At 58.1% G+C, this 20,980-nt stretch carries 15 protein-coding genes; 1 reads left to right on the top strand and 14 read right to left on the bottom strand.

Annotated features, from left to right (window positions below):
• Positions 1-44 precede the first annotated feature (44 nt).
• From PanJK_RS20350 to PanJK_RS20340, 3 genes are read right to left on the bottom strand one after another with little or no spacing between them, the layout of a single operon-like run.
• Positions 45-1,991, bottom strand: a complete 1,947-nt coding sequence (locus tag PanJK_RS20350; protein ID WP_265302473.1) for a hydantoinase B/oxoprolinase family protein — start codon at positions 1,989-1,991, stop codon at positions 45-47.
• Between the two features lies 1 nt (position 1,992).
• Positions 1,993-4,041, bottom strand: a complete 2,049-nt coding sequence (locus tag PanJK_RS20345; protein WP_265302471.1) for a hydantoinase/oxoprolinase family protein — start codon at positions 4,039-4,041, stop codon at positions 1,993-1,995.
• 15 nt (positions 4,042-4,056) lie between these two features.
• Entirely contained in the window at positions 4,057-4,503 is a 447-nt protein-coding gene (locus PanJK_RS20340) for a GNAT family N-acetyltransferase (protein WP_265302469.1), read from the bottom strand.
• Positions 4,504-4,800: 297 nt separating this feature from the next.
• On the opposite strand from PanJK_RS20340, the gene PanJK_RS20335 reads away from it, so the two are divergent.
• On the top strand, positions 4,801-8,265 hold the full coding sequence (locus PanJK_RS20335; protein WP_265302468.1) for an Ig-like domain-containing protein: 3,465 nt from the start codon (positions 4,801-4,803) through the stop codon (positions 8,263-8,265).
• Positions 8,266-8,551: 286 nt separating this feature from the next.
• On the opposite strand, the gene PanJK_RS20330 is transcribed toward PanJK_RS20335, so the two are convergent.
• The 11 genes from PanJK_RS20330 to PanJK_RS20280 all read right to left on the bottom strand — a co-directional run bounded on the left by PanJK_RS20330 (position 8,552) and on the right by PanJK_RS20280 (position 20,971).
• Positions 8,552-9,061 carry an Lrp/AsnC family transcriptional regulator gene (locus tag PanJK_RS20330; RefSeq protein WP_008109584.1) on the bottom strand — a complete coding sequence of 170 codons (510 nt, stop codon included), beginning with the start codon at positions 9,059-9,061 and terminating at the stop codon, positions 8,552-8,554.
• A gap of 140 nt (positions 9,062-9,201) precedes the next feature.
• Complete coding sequence (gene gabT, locus PanJK_RS20325) at positions 9,202-10,518, bottom strand: 4-aminobutyrate--2-oxoglutarate transaminase (protein ID WP_265302464.1); 1,317 nt, start codon at positions 10,516-10,518, stop codon at positions 9,202-9,204.
• 115 nt (positions 10,519-10,633) lie between these two features.
• Positions 10,634-11,767 carry a M20 aminoacylase family protein gene (locus PanJK_RS20320; RefSeq protein WP_265302502.1) on the bottom strand — a complete coding sequence of 378 codons (1,134 nt, stop codon included), beginning with the start codon at positions 11,765-11,767 and terminating at the stop codon, positions 10,634-10,636.
• A gap of 7 nt (positions 11,768-11,774) precedes the next feature.
• Complete coding sequence (locus PanJK_RS20315) at positions 11,775-12,701, bottom strand: 2-hydroxyacid dehydrogenase (RefSeq protein WP_265302462.1); 927 nt, start codon at positions 12,699-12,701, stop codon at positions 11,775-11,777.
• A complete protein-coding gene (locus PanJK_RS20310) occupies positions 12,701-13,546 on the bottom strand; it encodes a GNAT family N-acetyltransferase (protein WP_265302460.1) in 846 nt (281 codons plus the stop codon). The genes PanJK_RS20315 and PanJK_RS20310 overlap by 1 nt, the downstream gene beginning before the upstream one ends.
• Positions 13,547-13,696: 150 nt before the next feature.
• Entirely contained in the window at positions 13,697-15,361 is a 1,665-nt protein-coding gene (locus PanJK_RS20305) for an ABC transporter ATP-binding protein (protein WP_265302458.1), read from the bottom strand.
• On the bottom strand, positions 15,358-16,209 hold the full coding sequence (locus PanJK_RS20300; RefSeq protein WP_008109591.1) for an ABC transporter permease: 852 nt from the start codon (positions 16,207-16,209) through the stop codon (positions 15,358-15,360). The genes PanJK_RS20305 and PanJK_RS20300 overlap by 4 nt, the downstream gene beginning before the upstream one ends.
• Positions 16,209-17,162: an ABC transporter permease gene (locus PanJK_RS20295; protein ID WP_256696797.1), complete on the bottom strand. Its 954-nt coding sequence runs from the start codon at positions 17,160-17,162 to the stop codon at positions 16,209-16,211. Before PanJK_RS20295 ends, PanJK_RS20300 begins: the two co-directional genes overlap by 1 nt.
• Before the next feature lie 98 nt (positions 17,163-17,260).
• Positions 17,261-18,865 (bottom strand): ABC transporter substrate-binding protein, encoded by a 1,605-nt coding sequence (locus tag PanJK_RS20290; protein ID WP_265302453.1) that lies wholly within the window; start codon positions 18,863-18,865, stop codon positions 17,261-17,263.
• A 145-nt stretch (positions 18,866-19,010) separates the two neighbouring features.
• Positions 19,011-20,288, bottom strand: a complete 1,278-nt coding sequence (locus tag PanJK_RS20285) for an NAD(P)/FAD-dependent oxidoreductase (RefSeq protein WP_256696799.1) — start codon at positions 20,286-20,288, stop codon at positions 19,011-19,013.
• Positions 20,289-20,302: 14 nt separating this feature from the next.
• Positions 20,303-20,971 carry a haloacid dehalogenase type II gene (locus tag PanJK_RS20280; protein ID WP_256696800.1) on the bottom strand — a complete coding sequence of 223 codons (669 nt, stop codon included), beginning with the start codon at positions 20,969-20,971 and terminating at the stop codon, positions 20,303-20,305.
• Between the last annotated feature and the right edge of the window lie 9 nt (positions 20,972-20,980).

Genomic DNA, 20,980 nt, shown 5'->3' with positions numbered 1-20,980 from the left:
AGAGCTTTTGTAGGGTCGCCATTTATGGCGACCTGGTTAAACCTTCACACCGAATAACGCGCTCTGAGATCCGCGAAAACGACATCCATCGGCACATCACTGTCTGCGGCTACCGCCGTAAACACCTGCTGCTTAAGGAAGTGACGCCAGCTCACCGGCGCGGCGGCCAAAAATGCCGTCAGCACGCGATAGCGCTCCGGCGTCCAAACCGCTTCAAACGCAGTACGCGCCGCTCCATGATCGAAATGCTGCGCCGCCGAAGATAGCATCGCAGCCCGCAGCCGCGCGGTTTCGCCCTCATCAATCTCACCATCGCGCAGCGCCACGCCGTAGCTGTCACGCGCCACCTGCTCAGAGACAAACCCGCAGCGCACATCCTCCAACACGTGCTGCACATCGCGCTCCACCGGCAAACCGTAACCACCCGCGCCAGGTCCGCGCACTTCGACGATATCGCCCGGCTGGCAGTGAATGACATCGGTGTTGCCGTGCTCTATTGTGGTGCCGTTACGCAGCGTGCGGAAGTGCGAAAGGCCGCCACATTCGCCGCCCAGCACGCCCGCCGAGGCGAACACCGAACGGTTGCGGTTGCGCGCCGTCACTGTGGTATTTGGTGCAAAAACTTCAAACGCCATCTCGGTGGCTAAACCACCGCGAAAACGCCCGGCTCCGGCGCTGTCGGCGGCTAAGCCGTAGCGATGAAAATGGATTGGCACTTCCGCTTCATTAATTTCAATCGGCGTGTTTTTCAGGAACGCCGATAACCCGCCCGATCCGTCCGGGCCATCGTGGCGGGGCGTGCCACCTGCCCCGCCGCCGACTGGACCCAGCGAGGCCACCACGCTGCGGTTGGCGCTGTTGGTGGTGCGGATGTTCATGATCGAGTTGCCGCCCGGCGAATTGGCCGGTAAGCGATCGGGGATTGCCTGTGAAAATACGCCGAGCGTAACGATTTGCGACAGCGCGCAGGTCAGCGAACGCATGCCGACCGCCGCCGGGGCTTCGCAGTTCATCACCGTGCCCGGCGGCAGAATGGCGCGCGTTGGCCGCAAAGTGCCGGCGTTGAGCAGCAGGTTACGATCCAGCGTCGACAGCACATACGTCACGCCAACCAGCGCCAGCGGATGACGCTCGCGTCCGCCGGTTGGCATGTTCAGCGACGAAGCCAGCTGCGGATCGCTGCCGGTGTAATCCAGCTCCAGCGTGTCGCCGCTGACGCGCAAGGTGATCGCCACGCGACACGGGAAGCCGCCATCACCATCTTCGTCGGCAAAATCGGCGTAGAAGTATTCACCATCCGGAATGGTGTTGATGATGCTACGCGCCTGCGCCTCGGCGTAATCGAGAATGCCTTCAATGCCTTGCAGAAAATCGGTGACGCCAAAGCGCGCAATGATGTCGTGGATCTTACGTTCACCGACGTTAACCGAGGCGATCTGAGCTTTGAAGTCGCCCCAGTTCTGCTCCGGCGCGCGCACGTTGAGGCGCATGATGCGCGCCACTTCCTCATTCAGCTCGCCATTGCGCACGATTTTCAGCGGCGGAATGCGAATCCCTTCCTGCACGATATCGGTGAGCGAGCGCGATAACGATGCAGGTACCGCGCCGCCGACGTCAGTGTTGTGGATGTGTCCCACTACAAAGCAGACAATCTCGCCACCATGAAACACCGGCTTCCAGATATGGATATCCGGCGAGTGCGTGGCGACGTTACCGGCGTAGGAATCATTGGTGATGCAGATATCGCCTTCTTCGTAGCTGTCGATCAATGCCAAAACCGGGCCGTAATCAATTCCGCTGTACCAGGGTGCGCCGAAGCTGCGCGGTGAAGCAAACGCCAGGCCGTCGCGGCTGACAATCTGGCAGGAAAAATCTTCCGTCTCTTTGACGAAAGTGGAGTGCGCGGTGCGCATCAAGGTGAAGGCCATCGCATCGGCGGCGGCCGCGCAGTAGTTGGCCAGAATTTGCAGGTTACGTCCGTCAATCGCCATGTTAGTTCGCCTCCACTGGCGTGATCAGCAGGTTGCCAAAGCTATCCACATCCACTTTCATGTTGGGCGGCACGCAGGTGGTGCAGTCGTCCTGCGCCACAATCACCGGGCCGATCAGGTTATGTCCGGCGCGCAACGTGGCGCGCAACACCACATCCACCTGATGCGCCGCGCCATCGATCCACGCGCTAACCTGCTGCGCCACCTCAACCGGTGCGTCGGCGGCGGCCAGCTGATTGAGCGTCGGTTTCGGCGTGGGCGAGGCGATCACTAAGCGCAGGTTGATGATTTGCACCGGCGCGTCGGCATCAAAGTGACCAAACAGCTGCTGATGCTGGCGATCAAACGCGTCATGCAACGCCGCGACATCGGCCTGCGCCAGCCAGTGCGGCTCCAGCGCCACTTCAATTTCAAATGACTGGCCGCGATAGCGCATGTCAGCGCTGTAGTGCAGCGTGAACGGCATATTTGCGCCATGCTGGCTGCTGAGCCAGTCACGCGCGCGCAGGCTCAGCGCCTCGGCTTCGGTCGCCAGACGATCCGCCAATGAAGCATCGAGATCGCTATACAGCGTGCGGATAAAGTCGTTACGGATATCTGCCACCAAACCGCCGAGCGCCGATAACACGCCTGGCGTCGGCGGCACAATTACCCCTTTCATGTTCAGCTCGCGCGCGAGGAAGCAGCCCATCATCGGACCTGCGCCGCCAAAGGCGAGGAACCAGAATTCACGCGGATCGAGGCCGAAGCGCGACAGCAAACCGCTGGTGTCGCCATACATGCTGGAGATCGCCAGCTCGATGGCGGTTTCGGCGGTCTCTTCAATGCTGATGCCGAGCTTATCCGCCAGCGGCTGCCACGCAGCGCGCGCGGCGGCGACATCCACCTGCACCGCGTTGTAGCCAAGGTCGCCGTGACCAATCATGCCGCAGGCGGCAAAAGCATCGGTGGCGGTCGGCTGCGTGCCGCCGCGCTGGAAGCACACCGGACCTGGCAGCGATCCGGCGCTGTCCGGCCCCATTTGCAGCACGCCTTGATTATCGATCCACGCCAGCGAACCGCCGCCCTGCCCAACGGACGTCACCGCCACCGACGGAATGTAGATCGGGAAATCACCGATGATTTCGCCGTTACCCTGCGCGACCTGGCCTTCAACGATCACCGCCACGTCGGCGCTGGTGCCGCCAATATCAAGGCTAAGGATTTTGTCGAAGCCGCAGGCGCTGGCGAGGAAGCTGGCACCGATCACGCCCGATGCGGTGCCGGACAGCACCATCTGCACGCATTCACTTTTCGCCTGCTCGACGCCCATCACGCCGCCGTTGGATTTGGTGATGCGTGGTGGCGGTTTAACGCCCATGGTTTTTAGCGCGCGCTCAAACGATTCGAGGTAGTTGATCACCATCGGCTGCACGTAGGCGTTGATGGTGGCAGTAATGGTGCGTTCGTATTCACGAATGATCGGCCAGATATCGGCGGAACAGGAAGTGAGCAAGTCGGGCGCGTGTTGATTAATGATGGCTTTCACCACCGCTTCGTTGTGGCGGTTGCGATAGCTGTGCAGCAGCGATACCACAATCCCCTGACAACCGGCGGCGCGCGCGGCGTTGATCGCCTCCAGCACGCTTTGCCGATCGACCTCGGTCAATACGTTGCCGTGGCGATCGGTGCGCTCTTTAATGGCAAACACCCGATCGCGCGAAATCAGCGGTGCCGGGCGGCGCGAAAACAAGTCATGAATGTGCGGGATCTTCAGGCGCGCCAGCTCCAGCACATCGCAAAAACCGTCGGTGGCGAACAACGCCAGCTTTACGCCGCGCCGCTGGATCACCGCATTAATGCCAACGGTGGTGCCGTGCGTGAAGTACTCAATCTGTTTTGGATCAAGGCCATCGCGCTGCTGCAGCTGGGTTAACCCGGTGAGAATTTCGCTGCCGGGCTGATCCGGTCGCGACAGCACTTTTAGCGTGTGAATTTGATTGGTGTGTTCATCCAGCACGGCGAAATCGGTAAACGACCCGCCAATATCGACGCCAACGCGGTAACCCATGTGAAAACTCCAGTGTCAGGAGGGAGGAAATTCCATCAGTTTTTGCGGATCCTGCACCACGCGCCAGCCAAGGCGCTGATACAACGGATGCGCATCATTGGTCGAGAGCATCCAGCGGTGCACTGTGGCCAGCTCCGGATGCGCCCGCACGCACGTTGCCAGCCAGCTGCCTAATCCGTGACCGCGCCAGTTTTCATCAATCATCACGTCACACAGCCAGCCGAAACGGGTGTAATCGGTTACCAATCTTGCAAAGCCAATCTGCTGATCCTGGTGATACAGCCCGAACGGCAATGAACCAGCAAAGGCGCGCTCGGTTTTGGCACGCGGCTGGTCTTTCGCCCAGTACGATTTTTCCGTCAGCTGTTGGTGGATGTAATCAAAATCCAGCCGTGCGCGCTCGGTGGAGAGCGTGAAGGCATCGCGCTGCCAGATGTGCTCGGGAATGGTGAGTGTGCTCATAACAACTCCTTGTAACGGTTGAAAACAGTGTAAAAGCGACGCGCTGAGTTTACCGGCTGAAGCGCGGGTGTTTATCCGCAAGATACGGTGAATTTAACGATGAGAAGAAATTTTATGCTGTGGCGGTCGGTCATCGACGCATCACCAATTTAAGGTGCCTATAAAAGCCGGAGTTTAAATCCATTGCAGACGGGTCTTAATTCGGCCTGTTGAGCACTGCACTAACCTGCTCGCCGCCACGCGATCGCATAAGTCCGTCGGCTTACAACACTTTTAAAAACTTGATGGAAAATTCTTATGATCGATTTATTCAAACATGATGAAACTCATTATTACCAACGAGCCAGCGGCGACCTGGTCATGGGCAACACTAAACCTCTGCAAGAATTCGGTACCATCGAACTGGTTATTGGTGAAGAACGCTTTTTCATCCCGGTTGATGAGAATGGCTTCTGGCGCTGGAAAAGTGACACAACGTATGAAGACGGCAATTACAGCTTTTCCATACGCCAGTTTGATGAGGCTGGCAACCTCTCGCACCCGACGCAGGGCGTGATCATTGTCGATACCCTTCCGCCGGAAGCCCCAATTTTAATCAAACTGTACGATGACTTCGGTGCAGACAAGCGCGGCTTTGAGCCCGGCGAAACCACCGACGACAAGCGCCCGGAGCTGACCGGCGTAGCGCAGAAAGGCACCACGGTTTTCCTGATCAATGACCAGGGTAAAAAAATCGGCAGCGCAATCGCGGATAAAACCACCGGCGTATGGAAGATGGAACCCTCTCAGGATCTTGACGAAGGCAGCAATGAGCTGCGCCTTGTCGCCCAGGAAGTCTTTGGCGGCGTGACCCGCGAAGGTTCCCCTTCTGCGCCTTTCAGCATTATTGTGCACAATGACAGCCCCCTGCCGCCGGATACCATCACCATTACCCATGCTATCGATGACGTCGGTAGCGCCACCGGCCCCCTGAATAACGGCGCGCTAACCGATGACACCGTTCCGGAACTGCGCGGTACCGCATCGGCGGGTAGCAGCGTTATCGTCTACTATCGCCTTGTTGGCAGCAACACCTGGCTGGGCAGCGCCACCGCCAGTCTGAACGGCGAAAGCTGGAGCTGGACGCCAGACAGCGCACTGGCCACTGGTCAGTACGAGTTCCAGGCCAGCATCGGCAACACCGCCAGCGCGCTGTTCACCCTCGACATCGCCAATGCCACTGACATCCAGAGGAAAACCCGCATTGAATTGGTAGAGGATAATGTGGGTAGCTGGCAGGGCCCGCTCAGTCATCGCGCCATCACCGATGACGCCACGCCAACCTTCAGCGGTCGCGGCGAAGCCAACGGCAAAGTGGTGATTCGATACGGCCAGCCGGGCCAGTCAAGCAGCTCCGTGGTTGTCGATGTCGACAGCAGCGGCCACTGGACGTGGACGCCGGCTTCCGGTTTGCCGACCGGCAGCTGGAACTTTGAGGTGCAGCCGCAGGGCAGCGCGAACTGGTCAGACACCTTCTCGCTGAGCATTACCGGTAGCGGCGGCTTTGACCCGATTATCACCCACGCTTACGATAACGTCGGCACGCCGGTTAACCTGGCTAACGGCGACACCACCGATGACACCACGCCAACCCTGCATGGCCGCGCGGAAGCCAACAGCACCTTAACCCTGCGCTACCGCAGCGGAACCGGCAGTTACGCTTCTGTCCAGGTTGATGCCGACAGCGCAGGCAACTGGAGCTGGACACCACCCGCGCTGGCCAACGGCAGCTGGAACTTTGAAGTGCAGAAAGCCGGTCAGAGCGGCTGGAATGCGTTATCACTCATCATCGATACCACTTCTGACCGCACTCCGCTTATAGAATATGCCAGCGATAACGTCGGCAGCCTGCGCGACGATCTCTTCAGTGGCGACACCACCGACGACACCACGCCAACCCTGCACGGCACCGCTGCGGCCAACAGTGAGTTCAGCCTGCGCTATCGTCTGGGCAAAGGAAGCTGGACCACCATTAAGCTGACCGCCGACAACAAGGGGAATTGGAGCTGGACGCCATCGGCGCTGGAGAACGGCCAGTGGACCTTCGGGGTTCAGAAAGCCGGTCAGAGCGGCTGGAACAACATGGTTTTGCACATCGATACCACCTCCGGCCGCAGCCCGCAAATTGCCTACGCTGAGGATAACGTTGGCAGCCAGCAATTTGATCTGCACAGCGGCGACACCACCGATGACGCCACCCCGACCCTGCACGGTACTGCCGCCGCCAACAGTGAGTTCAGCCTGCGCTATCGTCTGGGCAATCAAAGCTGGACCACCATCAAGCTGACCGCCGACAGCAAGGGGGACTGGAGCTGGACGCCATCGGCGCTGGCGAATGGCCAGTGGACTTTTGAGGTTCAGAAAGCCGGCCAGAGCGGCTGGAACAACATGGTTTTAAACATCGATACCACCTCCGACCGCAGCCCGGAAATTGCCTATGCCGGAGATAATGTGGGTAGCAAGCAGGATGATCTGCACAGTGGTGATACCACCGATGACACCACCCCGACCCTGCACGGTACCGCCGCCGCCAACAGCCTGGTTTATCTGCAGGCGAAAAAGGGGACGGATACACAGATTTTCAGCCTGAAAGCGGATTCGAGCGGCAACTGGGAGTGGACGCCCTCCACTGAGCTTGCATTGGGCAACTGGTCGTTCAAGGTCAGTAAATCGAAGGATTCCGGGTTCGGTGATGCCTTTGATTTGAATATTAAGAACTCGGGCGCGTTTTCTTATATTATTGATTTTGATAATCCACCAGCCGGAGTCCCAACAACTTTTGAGGATGGAAAGTTTTATGACTTTGGAAATGGTGTTTCCTTGGTTTCGAATAACGGTGCAGCAAGTGGTTATGGTAATCCCAAGTTTGTTTCTACAAAACTAATTGGAGAACCTTCATTTGGTTCGCAATCAGTTGAAATTTCTCAAAAACAACAGATTTATGTTTATTTTAGCAAGCAAGATGCTTATGCGCATCTCGCGACGAACTTTAGCCTTGATATTTATAACACCGACATAAAAAATTTCAAGATAATTATAGCCCTATCATCCCCTAATTACCAGGACCCTCAAGTGACATATGAATATGAGTTGAAACCAGGAGTTAATAATATTAGCCTCGGAGATCTTGTTAATTCATCAAATGTTGCCCCTTCAATGATTTACAATATAGGCATAGCTAACACGGACTTAAACAATTCTTATAACTCTCCCATCATAATCGATAACTTTAGCTGGGAATCAAGAGCCAGCAGCATCGGTAATTTTACATTAGCTGCTGAAGAGAACGACCTGCATTCTTTCTCTGGCATTGAGGAATTTGCGCAATCTGAAGCATTTGGAAGCGAAGCCAGAATCGACACATTAGAAATTACCGGTAAAGATCAGCTGTTGGATCTCAACGCATTACGCAGCAAAATCGACTCCATTGAGATCTTCGATATCACCGGAGCCGGCAACAACATCCTGAAGCTGGATCTCAACGCCCTGCTCCAGCACGGCGAAAAAGAGCTGTTTATTGAAGACGGTAAAACGCAGCTGATGGTGAAAGGTAACGAAGGTGACGTGGTGCAGCTGAAAGATATTCTGCCTGCAGGCAGCGATTTAAGCGAATGGCAGCATCAGGAAGGTACGGTGACCGTGGCGGGCGTGGAATATCAGGTTTATCATCACGACGATGCGGAATTGCTGGTGCAGCAAGGGGTGAAAACAGAACTGGTTTAACGGGCATGAGTTAATCGATAAAGACGATTAAATAAAAGCCATCGCTGATAGCGCGATGGCTTTTTAATGCAAAAAAGAGTTTTGTCACGGCACGATTATTCGCGTGGAATGGATGGTGACTTATTTATAACGTGGCATCGCACAATTATTGTGCTGCTACGGAAGGTGCGGTTCGTTACGCTAATGTGCTGCTTTAGTCCAGGTCGCCATAAATGGCGACCCTACAAAACCTCGCATTCGTAGGGTCGCCATTTATGGCGACCTTCATTACAGACACATAATTAACTCAACCGAACTCCACCGAGTTCTGTTTTGAAATTAACGATCGCAACGGCACGCTGCTTTTCATAATCGGTGATTTAATCACGATATAGCTGAAATATTTATCGATGCCAATCTGCGCATCCAGCATCTTTTCAATCACTTCCTGGTAATGTTCAATGCTGCGGGTAATAAAGCGCAGCAAATAGTCGTAGCCGCCGGTGATTAAATGGCATTCCATTAATTCATCCACCTCACGCACCGCGTTTTCAAATTTCATAAAATCTTCACGGCGATGGCCAGAGAGCGTGACTTCGGTAAATACCGTCACGGAATCGGTGATTTTGGTCAGATTGATGTGGGCTTCATAACCGTTGATAAATCCGGCTTGCTCCAGACGCTTGACGCGTTGCAGGCACGGACTGGGCGAAAGTCCAACGGCATCGGCGAGATTGACGTTGCTGATACGGCCATCTTTCTGGAGTTGCACCAGAATATTGATGTCGATGCGGTCGAGTTTCATTAAGCCGTTCATAGCACCCCTCATTGCCAACCGATTAGGTTTAACCTCCCGAAGATATAACACGCTTTAAGGTAAATGTGCTATCTCGTTAACTGGTTATACCAGCGGGAGGTTTTCAAATTACTGCAATAATTTCAATGAGGAAGCGCTTTTTAACCCAGTCGACCGCTGGCGCGCGCCAGCGCGATATCAAAGATATGCAGCGCTTCTTCCAGTTGCGAATCGGTGGTGACCAGCGGCGCGAGGAAGCGCACGGTGTTGCGATGAATACCGCACTTAATCAGCAGCAAACCTTCCTGACAGGCGCAGTCGAGAATTTTCTGCGTCATCGCCGCATCCGGCTTTTTGGTCTCGAAATCTACGATCTCAACCGCCTGCATAAAGCCAATGCCGCGCACATCACCGATGCAAGCGTACTTCTCCGCCAGCTGTTGCAGGCGCGCGTTAAGCTGCTCGCCCAGTTGATTGGATCGCGCCAGCAGGTTGTCATTTTCCAGCAAATCCAGCACCGCCAGCGCCGCCGCACAGGCCAGCGCGTTGCCGCCGTAAGTGCCGCCTAAACCACCCGGCTGTGGCGCATCCATCATCGCCGCTTTACCCACCACGCCTGAGATCGGCAAACCGCCGCCGATACTTTTCGCCACCGTCACCAAGTCCGGCGTGATGCCGAAATGCTGGAAAGCGAACATCTTGCCGGTGCGACCAAAGCCGGTTTGCACTTCATCAAGGATCAGCACAATGCCGTGCTTCTCGGTGATGCGGCGCAGCGCCTGCATAAAGTTAGCGCCAGCCTGCAGGAAGCCGCCATCGCCCTGCACCGGTTCGATGATGATCGCCGCCACGCGTTCTGGCGCAATCTGCACCGCGAATAGCTGATCCAGCGCTTTCAGGCAGTCGTCATCGCTCACGCCGTGGAACGCATTCGGGAAAGGCAGACGATAGATATCGGAGGGGAACGGGCCGAAGTTCTGTTTGTAAGGCGCGGACATGCCGGTCAGCGTGGTGCCGAGCAATGTGCGGCCATGAAACGCGCCGTCAAAGGCGATGATGCCGCTGCGTTTGGTGTGGGCGCGCGCAATCTTCACGGCATTTTCTACCGCTTCCGCGCCGCTGGTAAAGAACACGCTTTTGAAATCTTCACCGTTGCCGACCAGCGCATTGAGGCGCTTAGCCAGCTCGATGTAGCCCGGATACGCCACCACCTGGAAACAGGCGTGCGACACCAAACCGAGTTGTTTAGTGACCGCGTTGACCACCGCCGGATGATTATGACCAACGTTGAGCACGCCGATGCCGCCGACGAAATCGAGATAGCGATTGCCTTCAACATCCCACACTTCGCTGCCTTTCGCCCGCTCGATCACCAACTGATGCGCCGTGATGACGCCACGTGGCACATGCTGCTCACGCGCGTCCAGTAACAGGCTGTTATCGGAATATGTTTGCTGCTCCGCCATGACATTCTGCATTTTTAAAACCCCTTTCCACGTAACGTTCGGATGGCTCAAGTATCGCAACCTGTTGGTTTCTCACGCTGCCGTAATCCAGCGGGCAGCGGCATTTCCTGTCAAAATCCACCGCCAATCAGCAGGGAAATTCTGCACCCAGCGCATGCCGTGCCAGTGCCGTCAGCGTCTGGATGCCGTGCGGAATCAGCTGATCGTTAAAGTCGTAGGCCGAGTGATGTAGCGGCTGGCTCGGCGCAGAGCCAATCCACAGATACGCGCCGGGTCGCGCCTGCAACATAAAGGCGAAATCTTCGGAGGTGAGCGCTGGCTGTTTGGCCTGCTGTGCGTGAATTCCGGCCTGATCCAGCGCGTCTATCGCCAGCTGCGCCATTGCCGCGTTATTCACCGTGGCCGGGTAATAACGCAGATAGTTCACCTCCGCCTGCAAGCCGTGTGCGGCGGTGACGTGCAGCGCCATTTCCCGCAGGCGATTTTCGATGATGTCCTGCGCCGCAGGGCTGAAGGTGCGCACCGTGCCGGTGATGCTGGCTTCTGCCGGGATCATGTTGTGCGAGAAGCCGCCCTGCATGCGCGTCACGCTGAGCAAACCTGGCTCGCAGGGATCGAGCGCGCGCGCCACCAGCGTGTTGAGCTGCACCACCAGTTCGCTGGTGGCCAGCAACGTGTCTCGCGTCAGATGCGGCTGCGCGGCATGTCCGCCACCGCCTTTGACGGTGATATCGAAGCGATCCGCTGCCGCCATGATTGCGCCGGGCCGCGTTTGCACGTCGCCGAGAGGCAGTTCCGGCCAGTTGTGCAGCGCAAACACCGCGTCGCAGGGAAACTGCTGGAACAGGCCGTCATCGATCATCGCTTTCGCGCCCGCCAATCCCTCTTCGGCTGGCTGGAAGATAAACACCAGCGTGCCGTCGAAATCGCCCTGCTCGGCCAGTTCAATCGCCGCGCCCAGCAGCATTACAGTGTGACCATCATGGCCGCAGGCGTGGCACACATTATCGTGCACGCTTTTCCACGGCTGATTGCCGTTATCCTGCATCGGCAGCGCATCCATATCGGCGCGCAGGCCAATCATGCGCGTGCCGTTGCCGCGTTTTAGCACGCCGACCACACCGGTTTTACCCAGCCCGCGATGCACCTCAATGCCGTGCTCATTTAACAGCTGCGCCACAATGTCGCTGGTGCGCTGCTCCTGATAACCCAGCTCGGGATGGGCGTGCAGATCCCGTCGCAGCGCGACTAATTGTTCCAGTTGCATCTCAGTATCCCCGGTTGCGATCGATCAGGCCGACCATCGGTTCGCCACGCTGGTAGCGGCGCAGATTGTCGAGCAGCGCGGCGACGGCGCTGTCGGTTTGTGTTGCGCTGGCGATGTGCGGCGTCAGCCAAATGGCCGGATGCTGCCAGAACGGATGTCCGGCGGGCAGCGGCTCGGGATCGGTGACATCAATCACCGCCGCGCTGAGTTTGCCGCTTGCCAGCGCAGCCAGTAAATCCGCTTCGTTGAGCTGCGGACCGCGTCCCACCTGCACCAGCGCTGCGCCGTCAGGTAGCTGCGTGAATAGCTGCTTATTGAGCAAGCCGCGCGTGCTGTCGGTGAGCGGCAGCAGGCACACCAGAATGTCGCTGCGGGCGAGGAAATCGCCCAGCTGATCCCTGCCGTGCCAGCAATGCACGTCGCTAATTTCACGCGGCGTGCGGCTCCAGCCGGCGCAATCAAAACCCAGCGACACCAGTTGTTTTAAGCAAGCCTGGCCGAGTTCGCCGAGGCCCATCACGCCCACACGGCGCTGGCTGGCGGTGCGAATTGGGTGAGTTTGCCACTGCTCGGCGCGCTGCTGCTGAAAGTAGCGCGGCATATCGCGATGTAAGCCAAGTACCGCGAAAGTGACGTACTCGACCATGCCTTGCGTCAGCCCCGGTTCGATCATACGCACCACCGGCAAATCCGGCGGTAGCTGCGTGAGATCGAACTGATCCGCGCCCGCGCCGACCGATAACAGCGCTTTGAGATTGGGAAAGGTACGCATCAGGTTTTCCGGCGGCTGCCACGCCACCAGCAGTTCAACCTGCTCGGGATCGCCGATATCCGGCCAGATGTGCAGCTGAATATCCGGCGCATGTTGCGCCAGCCAGCGCTGCCAGTGCGCGCCACGCGTGGCTTCTGATTTATAGACGATATGCATCAGGCCATCGCCTGGGTCATCAACCCGAACGCCTGCATCTCACCTTGTTGCGGTGACCACGGCGTTCCCCGAATCATGGTGGTCGGCGCATCGACCTGCGCCAGGCCCAGGGTTTCCAGCCAGCTCGCCAGCGGCAGCGCGCCATCGGTATCAATACGCACGAACTCGCCGCGCAGGCCTTGCATCAAGGCGGAAATCAGCGTTTGCGCGATATCGACATTCAGCGCGATCACCGGACCAATCGCCCAGCCGTGACCGAAGCGGCGCAGGCTGGCAAAACCGTGCACGCGCTGTTTGGCATCCTGCAGCAGCACGGTTTGGAAATCAGTAATCAGGCTGTGAATTAGTGCCGGACGCCACATGCCGTTCGCCTGATGATCGCGTTCGATCAGCAGATCGGCGTCTGCGGCTTGTGCGTTACGCAGCGTTAAACCGGCTGGAATAGTGACGGTTGGCACCGCCGCCAGTTCGCGCGTTTGATGCTGCTGAATGTGGCCGGTGACCTCAAAGCCGAGCTTCTGATACAGCCCTTTGCCCATTTCAGTGGCGTGCAGGCGAATGTTGTAGTCGGGGAATTTTTCCAGCAGCGCCAGCATTAATTGCTTGCCGGTGCCGCGTCCCTGAAACTGCGGATTCACCACCACCAAACCAATGGTTGCGGCCTGCTCGCCCCAGCGCCAGCCAAAGGCGCTGCCGACGAATTCGCCGTTTTCTTCAGCGACCACGCCTTCACCCAGCGCCAGCGCCTGCTGCCAGTCTTCCCGGCGGTGCGGCCATTTGAGCTGTTGGGTGATGGCGTAGCCGTGTTCGATGTCGTTTTGCGTCATTGCGCGTAGTGTGATCATGGTTGTTCCTTAGGTTCTGTATGGGGTTTCCCTCACCCTAGCCCTCTCCCAAAGGGAGAGGGAACTGTATTATGCAAATCTTTCAGGCCGCAGAGGTCGGTCCCCTCTCCCGCCTGCGGGAGAGGGTTAGGGTGAGGGAAAAATCGCATCTCACTCCGCCTTCAACACCTCTTCGTGCTCGTCCAGCCAACCTTGCCGCAACTCTGGCACGGCGCGTTTCAGGCGTTCGAAATAGAGTTCGCTGGTCGGCTTATCGTAATCGGCGCGGGCAATCTGCGTAACGATCTTGCCGGATTTCATCACCACGATATCGTCGCACACCGCGCGCACCGCGTGCATATCGTGGCTGATAAACAGCACTGACAATCCCAGCTCGCGACGCAGTTCGCTGATCAAATCCAGCACCGCCGCAGCCACCACGGTATCCAATGCAGATGTCACTTCATCGCACAGAATCAAATCTGGCTCGGCGGCCAGCGCGCGCGCCAGATTCACACGCTGCTTCTGTCCGCCAGACAGCGCCCACGGACGACGCCACAGCACGGTGCGCGGCAGCTTCACCAGATCCAGCAACTGATGCAGCCGCGCTTTGAGCGCCGCACCTTTTAATCCGTGGAACAGCACCAGCGGACGCGACAGAATCTGCTCAACGCTGTGCGCCGGATTCAGCGCGGTATCGGCCATCTGGAACACATACTGAATGCGGCGCAGCTCATTGTCCGGGCGCTTATGCATGTCGCCGTCAATGTAGTGGCCGTTAAACAGAATATGGCCGTGGCTCGGCGCGTTGAGTCCGGCAATGGCGTGCGCCAGCGTGGTTTTACCCGAACCGGACTCGCCAATAATGCCAATCGCCTGGCCTTTCCAAAGCTTCAGATTGATGTCTTCGAGAATACGGATTTTCGGCTGGCCGTTGCTGTCGCGCGGACCGTAACCGGCGCTGAGATCGCGTACTTCCATCAGCGGCTGCATATCCGCATCGGCGCAGGTCCAGCTGCTTGGGCGCTCTTTTTGCCGCGCCGCATCCATCAGCAGTTTGGTGTAATCCGCCTGTGGTGCGCCAATCAGTCGTTCGGTGGTGCCGTATTCGGCCATCTGGCCGCGCAGCAGCACCAGAATGCGGTCGGCCATCTGCGCCACCACCGCTAAATCGTGGCTGACGTAGATCGCCGTCACGCCGCGCTGCGCCACCACGCGACGAAACGCTTTCAGCACTTCCACCTGCGTCGTCACGTCGAGTGCGGTGGTCGGTTCGTCGAGGATCACTACATCCGGATCGCCAATCAGCGCCATCGCCGTCATCAGGCGTTGCAGCTGACCGCCGGAAACCTGATGCGGAAAGCGGTCGCCGATGGTGTCGGGATTAGGCAGCGCCAGTTCGCGGAACAGCGCAATCGCCTTTTGTCTGGCGTCTTTGCGCTTCATGGTGCCGTGAATCACCACCGGCTCAATTACCTGATCGAGAATGCGCATGCCGGGATTAAACGATGCCGCCGCACTCTGCGCGATGTACGCCACTTTGTTGCCGCGAAACTCACGCAACTGGCCCGGCGACAGGCTGCGCACATCGGTGCCCGCCATGTGAATATTACCGTCGGCGATGCGACAGCCGTGGCGCGCATAGCCCATCAGCGCCATCGCAATGGTGGTTTTTCCGGAGCCGGATTCACCAATCAGCGCCAGCACTTCGCCCTTCTGCACCGTGAAACGAATATCGGAAACCAGATCGATCTCTTCACCTTTGTCGGTCTGCGCCGTTACGCGCAGGTTCTCCACCGAGATCACCGGCATGGCGGTATGTGGCGTCACGTTCATGCTCCCTCCTTCGCCAGCGTCAACGGACGCATCTGCTGCAGGCTGTCGATAAACAGGTTCGCGCCAATGGTCAGGCTGGCGATAGCCACTGCTGGCATCAGCACCGCTGGCGAACCGTTAAACAGGCCCTGAATGTTTTCACGTACCAGCGTGCCCCAATCGGCATACGGCGGTTGCACGCCGAGGCCAAGGAAACTCAAGCCGCTCAACAGCAGCACGATATAGACAAAGCGCAGGCCGAAGTCAGTGAGCATCGGGTGCACCATATTGGGCAGGATGTCGTGGATCGCCACGTACCAGCGGCTTTCCCCGCGCAGACGCGAGGCACGCACGTAATCCATATTGCGCAGGCTGCTTGCCATGGCGAAGGCGATACGGAACGCGCCCGGCCAGTAAGTGAAGATGGCGGTGAGGATCAGCATCGGCAGCGATGAACCGAACACCGCGACAATCATCAGCGACAGCACTTTGCCCGGCAGCACCAGCAGCGCATCGTTAACGCGTCCCAGCACCTCTTCCAGCCAGCGCCCGGCAACCGCCGCCAGCAATGCCAGTAAGGTGCCGATAATACTGGCGCACAGCGCGGCGGTGAGCGCCAGGCCAATGGAGAATTTCGCGCCGTAGAGAATGCGGCTGAGGATATCGCGCCCCAGATAATCGGTGCCGAGTAGGTTGGCAGACGTCATGCCACCGAGCATCGGCCCGCCGCCAATGTCTTCGACGTTATGCGGCGCCAGTTGGTTACCAAACAGCGCCATCAGCAGCCAAAACAGCGAGATCAGCAGTCCGATGCGGCCCGAAAGCGACAGCGACTGAAACAGACGTACAGGCAGCAGTAACGTATTCATCAGCTTCTCCATTTCGGGTTAAAGGCGATGGTGAGGATATCGGCCGCCAGCAGCAGCACCAGATAACAGGCGGCGAACAGCATGACGCACAGCTGCACCACCGGCAGATCGCGGTTACTCACCGCATCTACCAGCGCACTCGCCAGACCGGGATAGCTGAAGATGGATTCGATGATGATCACGCCACCGAACAGATACGACAGGCTGAGCGAGATGGCGTTCGCAATCGGCCCGACCGCATTCGGCAGTGCGTGACGCAGCACCGCACGCAGCGGCGAAACGCCTTTCAGCAGCGCCATCTCCAGATACGGGCTGTCGAGCTGGTTGATGATGGCGGAGCGCGTCATGCGCGCCATCTGCGCCACCAGCACGCAGCACAGGGTTAACACCGGTAGCGCGTAGGCTTTGAGGTAGCTGATTACGTCCATGTCCGGGCTGCCGAACGACATCGCCGACACCCAATGCAGTTTTACCGCGAAGATCAGCACCGCCACCGTGGCTACTAAAAACTCCGGCACCGCGACGGTTGCCATGGTGCTGATCACCAGAAAGCGATCCAGCGCCGAACCGCGATTCATTGCCGCCACAATGCCGATAATCAGCGCCAGCGGCACGCAGATCACCGTGGTGATGCCGGCTAACTCCAGCGTGGCGGGAATGCGCTGCTCCACCAACTGCAACACCGGCAGATGGCTGGCGAACGAGGTGCCAAAATCACCCTGCAACATGCCGGTAAGCCAGCTGAAGTAGCGCACCAGTAGCGGTTGATCGAGTCCCAGCTGCTGGCGCAACGCCGCCACCGTTTCCGGCGTGGCGTTTTGCCCGAGAATCATCTGCGCAGCGTCGCCGGGCAGCAGGCTGGTAATGAAGAACACCACCGCCGAGACGATAAGCAAGGTCAGGATGCCTGCGCCTGCGCGCCGGGCAATCAGGAACAACATGTATCGGTTCATCGGCGATCTCCTTGTACAGAATCTTCAGGCGCTAATTGTGCGGTCGCCATAAATGGCGACCCTACGGTGCGGTGCGTATATGGCGTGATGCCGAACAATCAGGCATTCAGCCAGGCAAACTCATGGAAGCGGTAACCCATCATCATGCCGCTTGGCCAGGCTTCCACGCCGCCCACTTTCTTGCTGTAACCGTCGGTGGAGCTGATAAAGGTTGGGATGATGGTGCCGCAGTGATCGTAAATCAGCTTCTGCATGTCACCGTACATCTGCTTGCGTTTGGTCTGTTCACGCTCGCCGCGCGCCGCCACCACCAGCTGATCAAACTGTGCATTCTTCCAGCCCGATTCGTTGTTTGATGCGGTGGAGAGATAGAACTGCGAGAACAGCATATCCAGCGTCGGGCGCGGGTTGATTGAGCCGTAGCCGACAGGATCTTTGGTCCAGTGCGTTGACCAGTAACCGTCATACGGCACGCGACGCACTTTGATGTTCAGACCAGTGCTGCGCGAAACCTGCTGGATTAGCTGGCCGCCCTCCACCGAGCCTTCAATGTTTGGCGTGGTGATGATCTCCACCGTCGCGCCTTTCATGCCGGCTTTCTCAATGTGGAATTTGGCTTTCTCGGCATCCAGCGGACGCGGTTTGAGATCGGCGTTATACAGCGGATGCCACGGCGGTACCGGCGTATCGTTACTGACATCGCCGTAGCCTTGCAGCACGGTTTTCACCAGGATGTCGCGCGGCTGCAGGTACTTCATCGCCAGCACGAAATCTTCGTTGCTGCCCGGCTTCACGTCAGTACGAATGATTAAGTTGGTGTACATGCCGGATTTACTCTCCAGCACGCCGAAATCCGAGGTGGCTTTGATGCGGTTGCAGTCGGCGGCGCTCAGCGTGGAGACGATGTGCAGATCGCCCGACATCAGCGCATTGACGCGCGCCGCCTGATCGGTGACGCCCAGCAGCTCGACTTCATCCAGATGCGGCAGGCCCGGCTTGAAGTAGTTGGGGTTTTTCACACCGACTGAACGCACGCCCGGCGTGAACTCTTTCAGCTTGAACGGGCCGGTGCCGATGCCTTTGCTAAAGTCTTTGGTGCCGTCCTGCACGATCAGGAATGGCGCGCTGGCCAGCATAAACGGCACGTCGAAGTTGGCCTGCGCCAGCTCCAGCGTCACTTCGTTGTCATTCACGGCGGTGAAGGTTTTAAACTGATCGGCCAGCTTGAAGGCGTTGGACGCTACCGCCGGATCTTTGTGGCGGCTCAGCGAGTAAATGACATCTTTGGCGGTCAGCGGTTTGCCGTCGTGGAAAGTGACGCCTTTGCGCAGTTTGATCTGCCAGGTAATGCCGTCGCTGGAGTCGATAGATTCCGCCAGCGCCGGTTGCACCGCGAGGCTTTTATCCAGTTCGGTCAGACCGCTGTAGACCATGAATTGACGGGTGTAATCGCCGCTGTTGTTGCCTTTGGCCGGATCGAGCGTGTCGGTGGCGGAGGCGTTAGACATGGCGGCGCGCAGCTTGCCACCTTTCACTGGAGTAGTTGCCGCAAAACTCATCTGCGGGAAAGCGACTAAACCGCTGCTCATCACGGCACCGGCAGACAACAACTTCATCAGGCCACGGCGCGACATTGACCCTTCGGTCAGCATGCGGGTTAAGGCCGGATTTACAGCGTCAGACTCTTTATCGAATTTACTCATCTGCACACCCTCAATATGAATTGTTGTTGATTTCGTTGTTCGTCTTTTAGGCGGTCGCCATTAATGGCGACCCTACGGCGAGAATGCGGGTGTTGTAGGGTCGCCATTTATGGCGACCGTTTCGATGACCGCACGATCCAGGTTTTCACGACAACCGATCCTTGGCTTTGTAATACAAACCCGCCAGGGGCAAAAACCACGGTTTCCCGTGGTAACCGGGCAGCGCAGGCCAGGTATCGCGCTGCCAGGGATTTTCATTGCGTTTTTCCGCCAGCAGATCGGCCATCACGCGGCCCATCCACACCGACATCTGCGTACCGTGGCCGCTGTAGCCCATCGAATAAAACACGCCATCCTGTTCACCGGCGTGCGGCAAGCGGTCGGCGGTCATATCCACCATGCCGCCCCAGCAGTAATCGATGCGCGATTTGCCCAACTGCGGGAACAGCGCGGTCATCGCCGCACGCAGTACGTCGCCGCTGCGCGTATCTGACGTCGGATTGCTCACCGCAAAGCGCGCGCGGCCACCAAACACCAATCGACGATCCGACGTGGTACGGAAGTAGTTGCCAATATTCAGCGAGGTCACATAGGTGCGGTCTTGCGGCAGCACCTGATTGATCAGTTCGTCGCCGAGCGGTTCCGTCACCACAATAAAACTGCCGACCGGCACGATGCGGCGCTGGAACCACGGGAAAGGCCCTTCGTTGGAGACGCCGGTTGCCATCATCACTTTGTCGGCGATGATCTCGCCCTGCGCAGTGCTAACGCGGTGGCGGTAGCCGTCAAGGCGCGTTAGGCCGGTCACCGCGTGATGCGGGAAGATCTTCGCCCCGCTGCGCGCCGCCGCTTCCGCCAGCCCGATACCAAACTTGCCCATGTGCATCTGGCCGCCGCGCTTCTGCAGCAGACCACCGTGAAAGGCATCGCTGCCCACTTCACGGCGAATCTCATCTTTGCTAATCAGCTCGATTTCCGGATCGACGGTGTCGCGCATCATCTGCCACGCGCTGCGCAGACCAGGAAAATGCGAGGCTTTGCTGGCGAGTTTCAGCTTGCCGCACAGGCGGAAATCGCAATCAATCTGCTCTTCGCGCACCAGCTGTTCGACGTAGCTCACCGCATCGTCATAGGCGCGATAGAAGCGGCTGGCCTGCTCGATTCCCTGGCTCTCCACCAGCGAGGCAAAGTTCTGCGCCACGCCGGTATTGCAGTGTCCACCGTTACGCGCCGACGCCTGGCTCATTACCTCGCCGCTCTCCAGCAGCACCACGTTGATGCCGCTGCGTGCCAGGTTGAGCGCCGTCGAGACGCCAGTAAAGCCGCCGCCGATCACCACCACCTCAGCGGTGCTCGGCAGTGCGCCAGTGGCTGCGCCGCTAAAGGTGGGTGCTGTGGCTTGCCAGAATGATTCGAGTTTCATCGCCGCCTCCGGGCTTAGAGTCCAACCACAGCGGGCAGACCGCCGATATCGTTGATTTCGGTGTATTGATACGCCGGATTGGCCGGATCGTGACCGCGATTGACCCATACCTTGTTTTTGATGCCCATGTCGTAGCAGGTCATCAGGTCATAACGCAGGCTGGAGGAGACATGCAGAATCTCTTCCGGGCCGCAGTTCAGCTTGTCGAGCATGTACTCGAAGCCTTTCATCTGCGGCTTGTAGGCGCCGACTTCTTCGGCGGTGATGGTCATATGGATTGGCGCGCCCAGACGCGGCACGTGATGCGGGATCAAATCGTTCATCGAGTTAGTGAGCAGCACCAGCGGGAACTCTTTGGCTACTTTGGCTAAACCGGCGGGCACGTCGGAATGCGGACCCCATGTGGCGCAGTCAGTGTAGATAAAGTCGCTGTCCGCCTGGCTCCACGCCACACCCCACTTTTTGCAGGTGCGCTGAATGGCATCGCTGACCACGTCGTAATACGGCTTCCACGCGCCGAGCACTTCGTCAAAACGGTAGCGGGCGAAATCGGTGGTAAATGCCAGCATCTCCTGCGCAGAAACACGATCTTTGAAGCAGCGTTCGGCTGCGCCTGCCATGTCAAAATTGATCAGGGTGCCGTAGCAATCAAAAGTGATGAATTTCGGTTTAAACAGTGCCATGAAGCGACC

The organism is Pantoea sp. JK (genome assembly GCF_026130245.1).
Classification (GTDB): domain Bacteria; phylum Pseudomonadota; class Gammaproteobacteria; order Enterobacterales; family Enterobacteriaceae; genus Pantoea; species Pantoea trifolii.
This window is presented reverse-complemented; position numbering and strand designations above follow the sequence as displayed.

Coding starts and splice junctions, on each gene's coding strand:
- PanJK_RS20350 (WP_265302473.1), bottom strand. CDS start 1,991: ATGGCGATTGACGGACGTAACCTGCAAATTCTGGCCAACTACTGCGCG.
- PanJK_RS20345 (WP_265302471.1), bottom strand. CDS start 4,041: ATGGGTTACCGCGTTGGCGTCGATATTGGCGGGTCGTTTACCGATTTC.
- PanJK_RS20340 (WP_265302469.1), bottom strand. CDS start 4,503: ATGAGCACACTCACCATTCCCGAGCACATCTGGCAGCGCGATGCCTTC.
- PanJK_RS20335 (WP_265302468.1), top strand. CDS start 4,801: ATGATCGATTTATTCAAACATGATGAAACTCATTATTACCAACGAGCC.
- PanJK_RS20330 (WP_008109584.1), bottom strand. CDS start 9,061: ATGAACGGCTTAATGAAACTCGACCGCATCGACATCAATATTCTGGTG.
- gabT (WP_265302464.1), bottom strand. CDS start 10,518: ATGCAGAATGTCATGGCGGAGCAGCAAACATATTCCGATAACAGCCTG.
- PanJK_RS20315 (WP_265302462.1), bottom strand. CDS start 12,701: ATGCATATCGTCTATAAATCAGAAGCCACGCGTGGCGCGCACTGGCAG.
- PanJK_RS20310 (WP_265302460.1), bottom strand. CDS start 13,546: ATGATCACACTACGCGCAATGACGCAAAACGACATCGAACACGGCTAC.
- PanJK_RS20305 (WP_265302458.1), bottom strand. CDS start 15,361: ATGAACGTGACGCCACATACCGCCATGCCGGTGATCTCGGTGGAGAAC.
- PanJK_RS20300 (WP_008109591.1), bottom strand. CDS start 16,209: ATGAATACGTTACTGCTGCCTGTACGTCTGTTTCAGTCGCTGTCGCTT.
- PanJK_RS20295 (WP_256696797.1), bottom strand. CDS start 17,162: ATGAACCGATACATGTTGTTCCTGATTGCCCGGCGCGCAGGCGCAGGC.
- PanJK_RS20290 (WP_265302453.1), bottom strand. CDS start 18,865: ATGAGTAAATTCGATAAAGAGTCTGACGCTGTAAATCCGGCCTTAACC.
- PanJK_RS20285 (WP_256696799.1), bottom strand. CDS start 20,288: ATGAAACTCGAATCATTCTGGCAAGCCACAGCACCCACCTTTAGCGGC.
- PanJK_RS20280 (WP_256696800.1), bottom strand. CDS start 20,971: ATGGCACTGTTTAAACCGAAATTCATCACTTTTGATTGCTACGGCACC.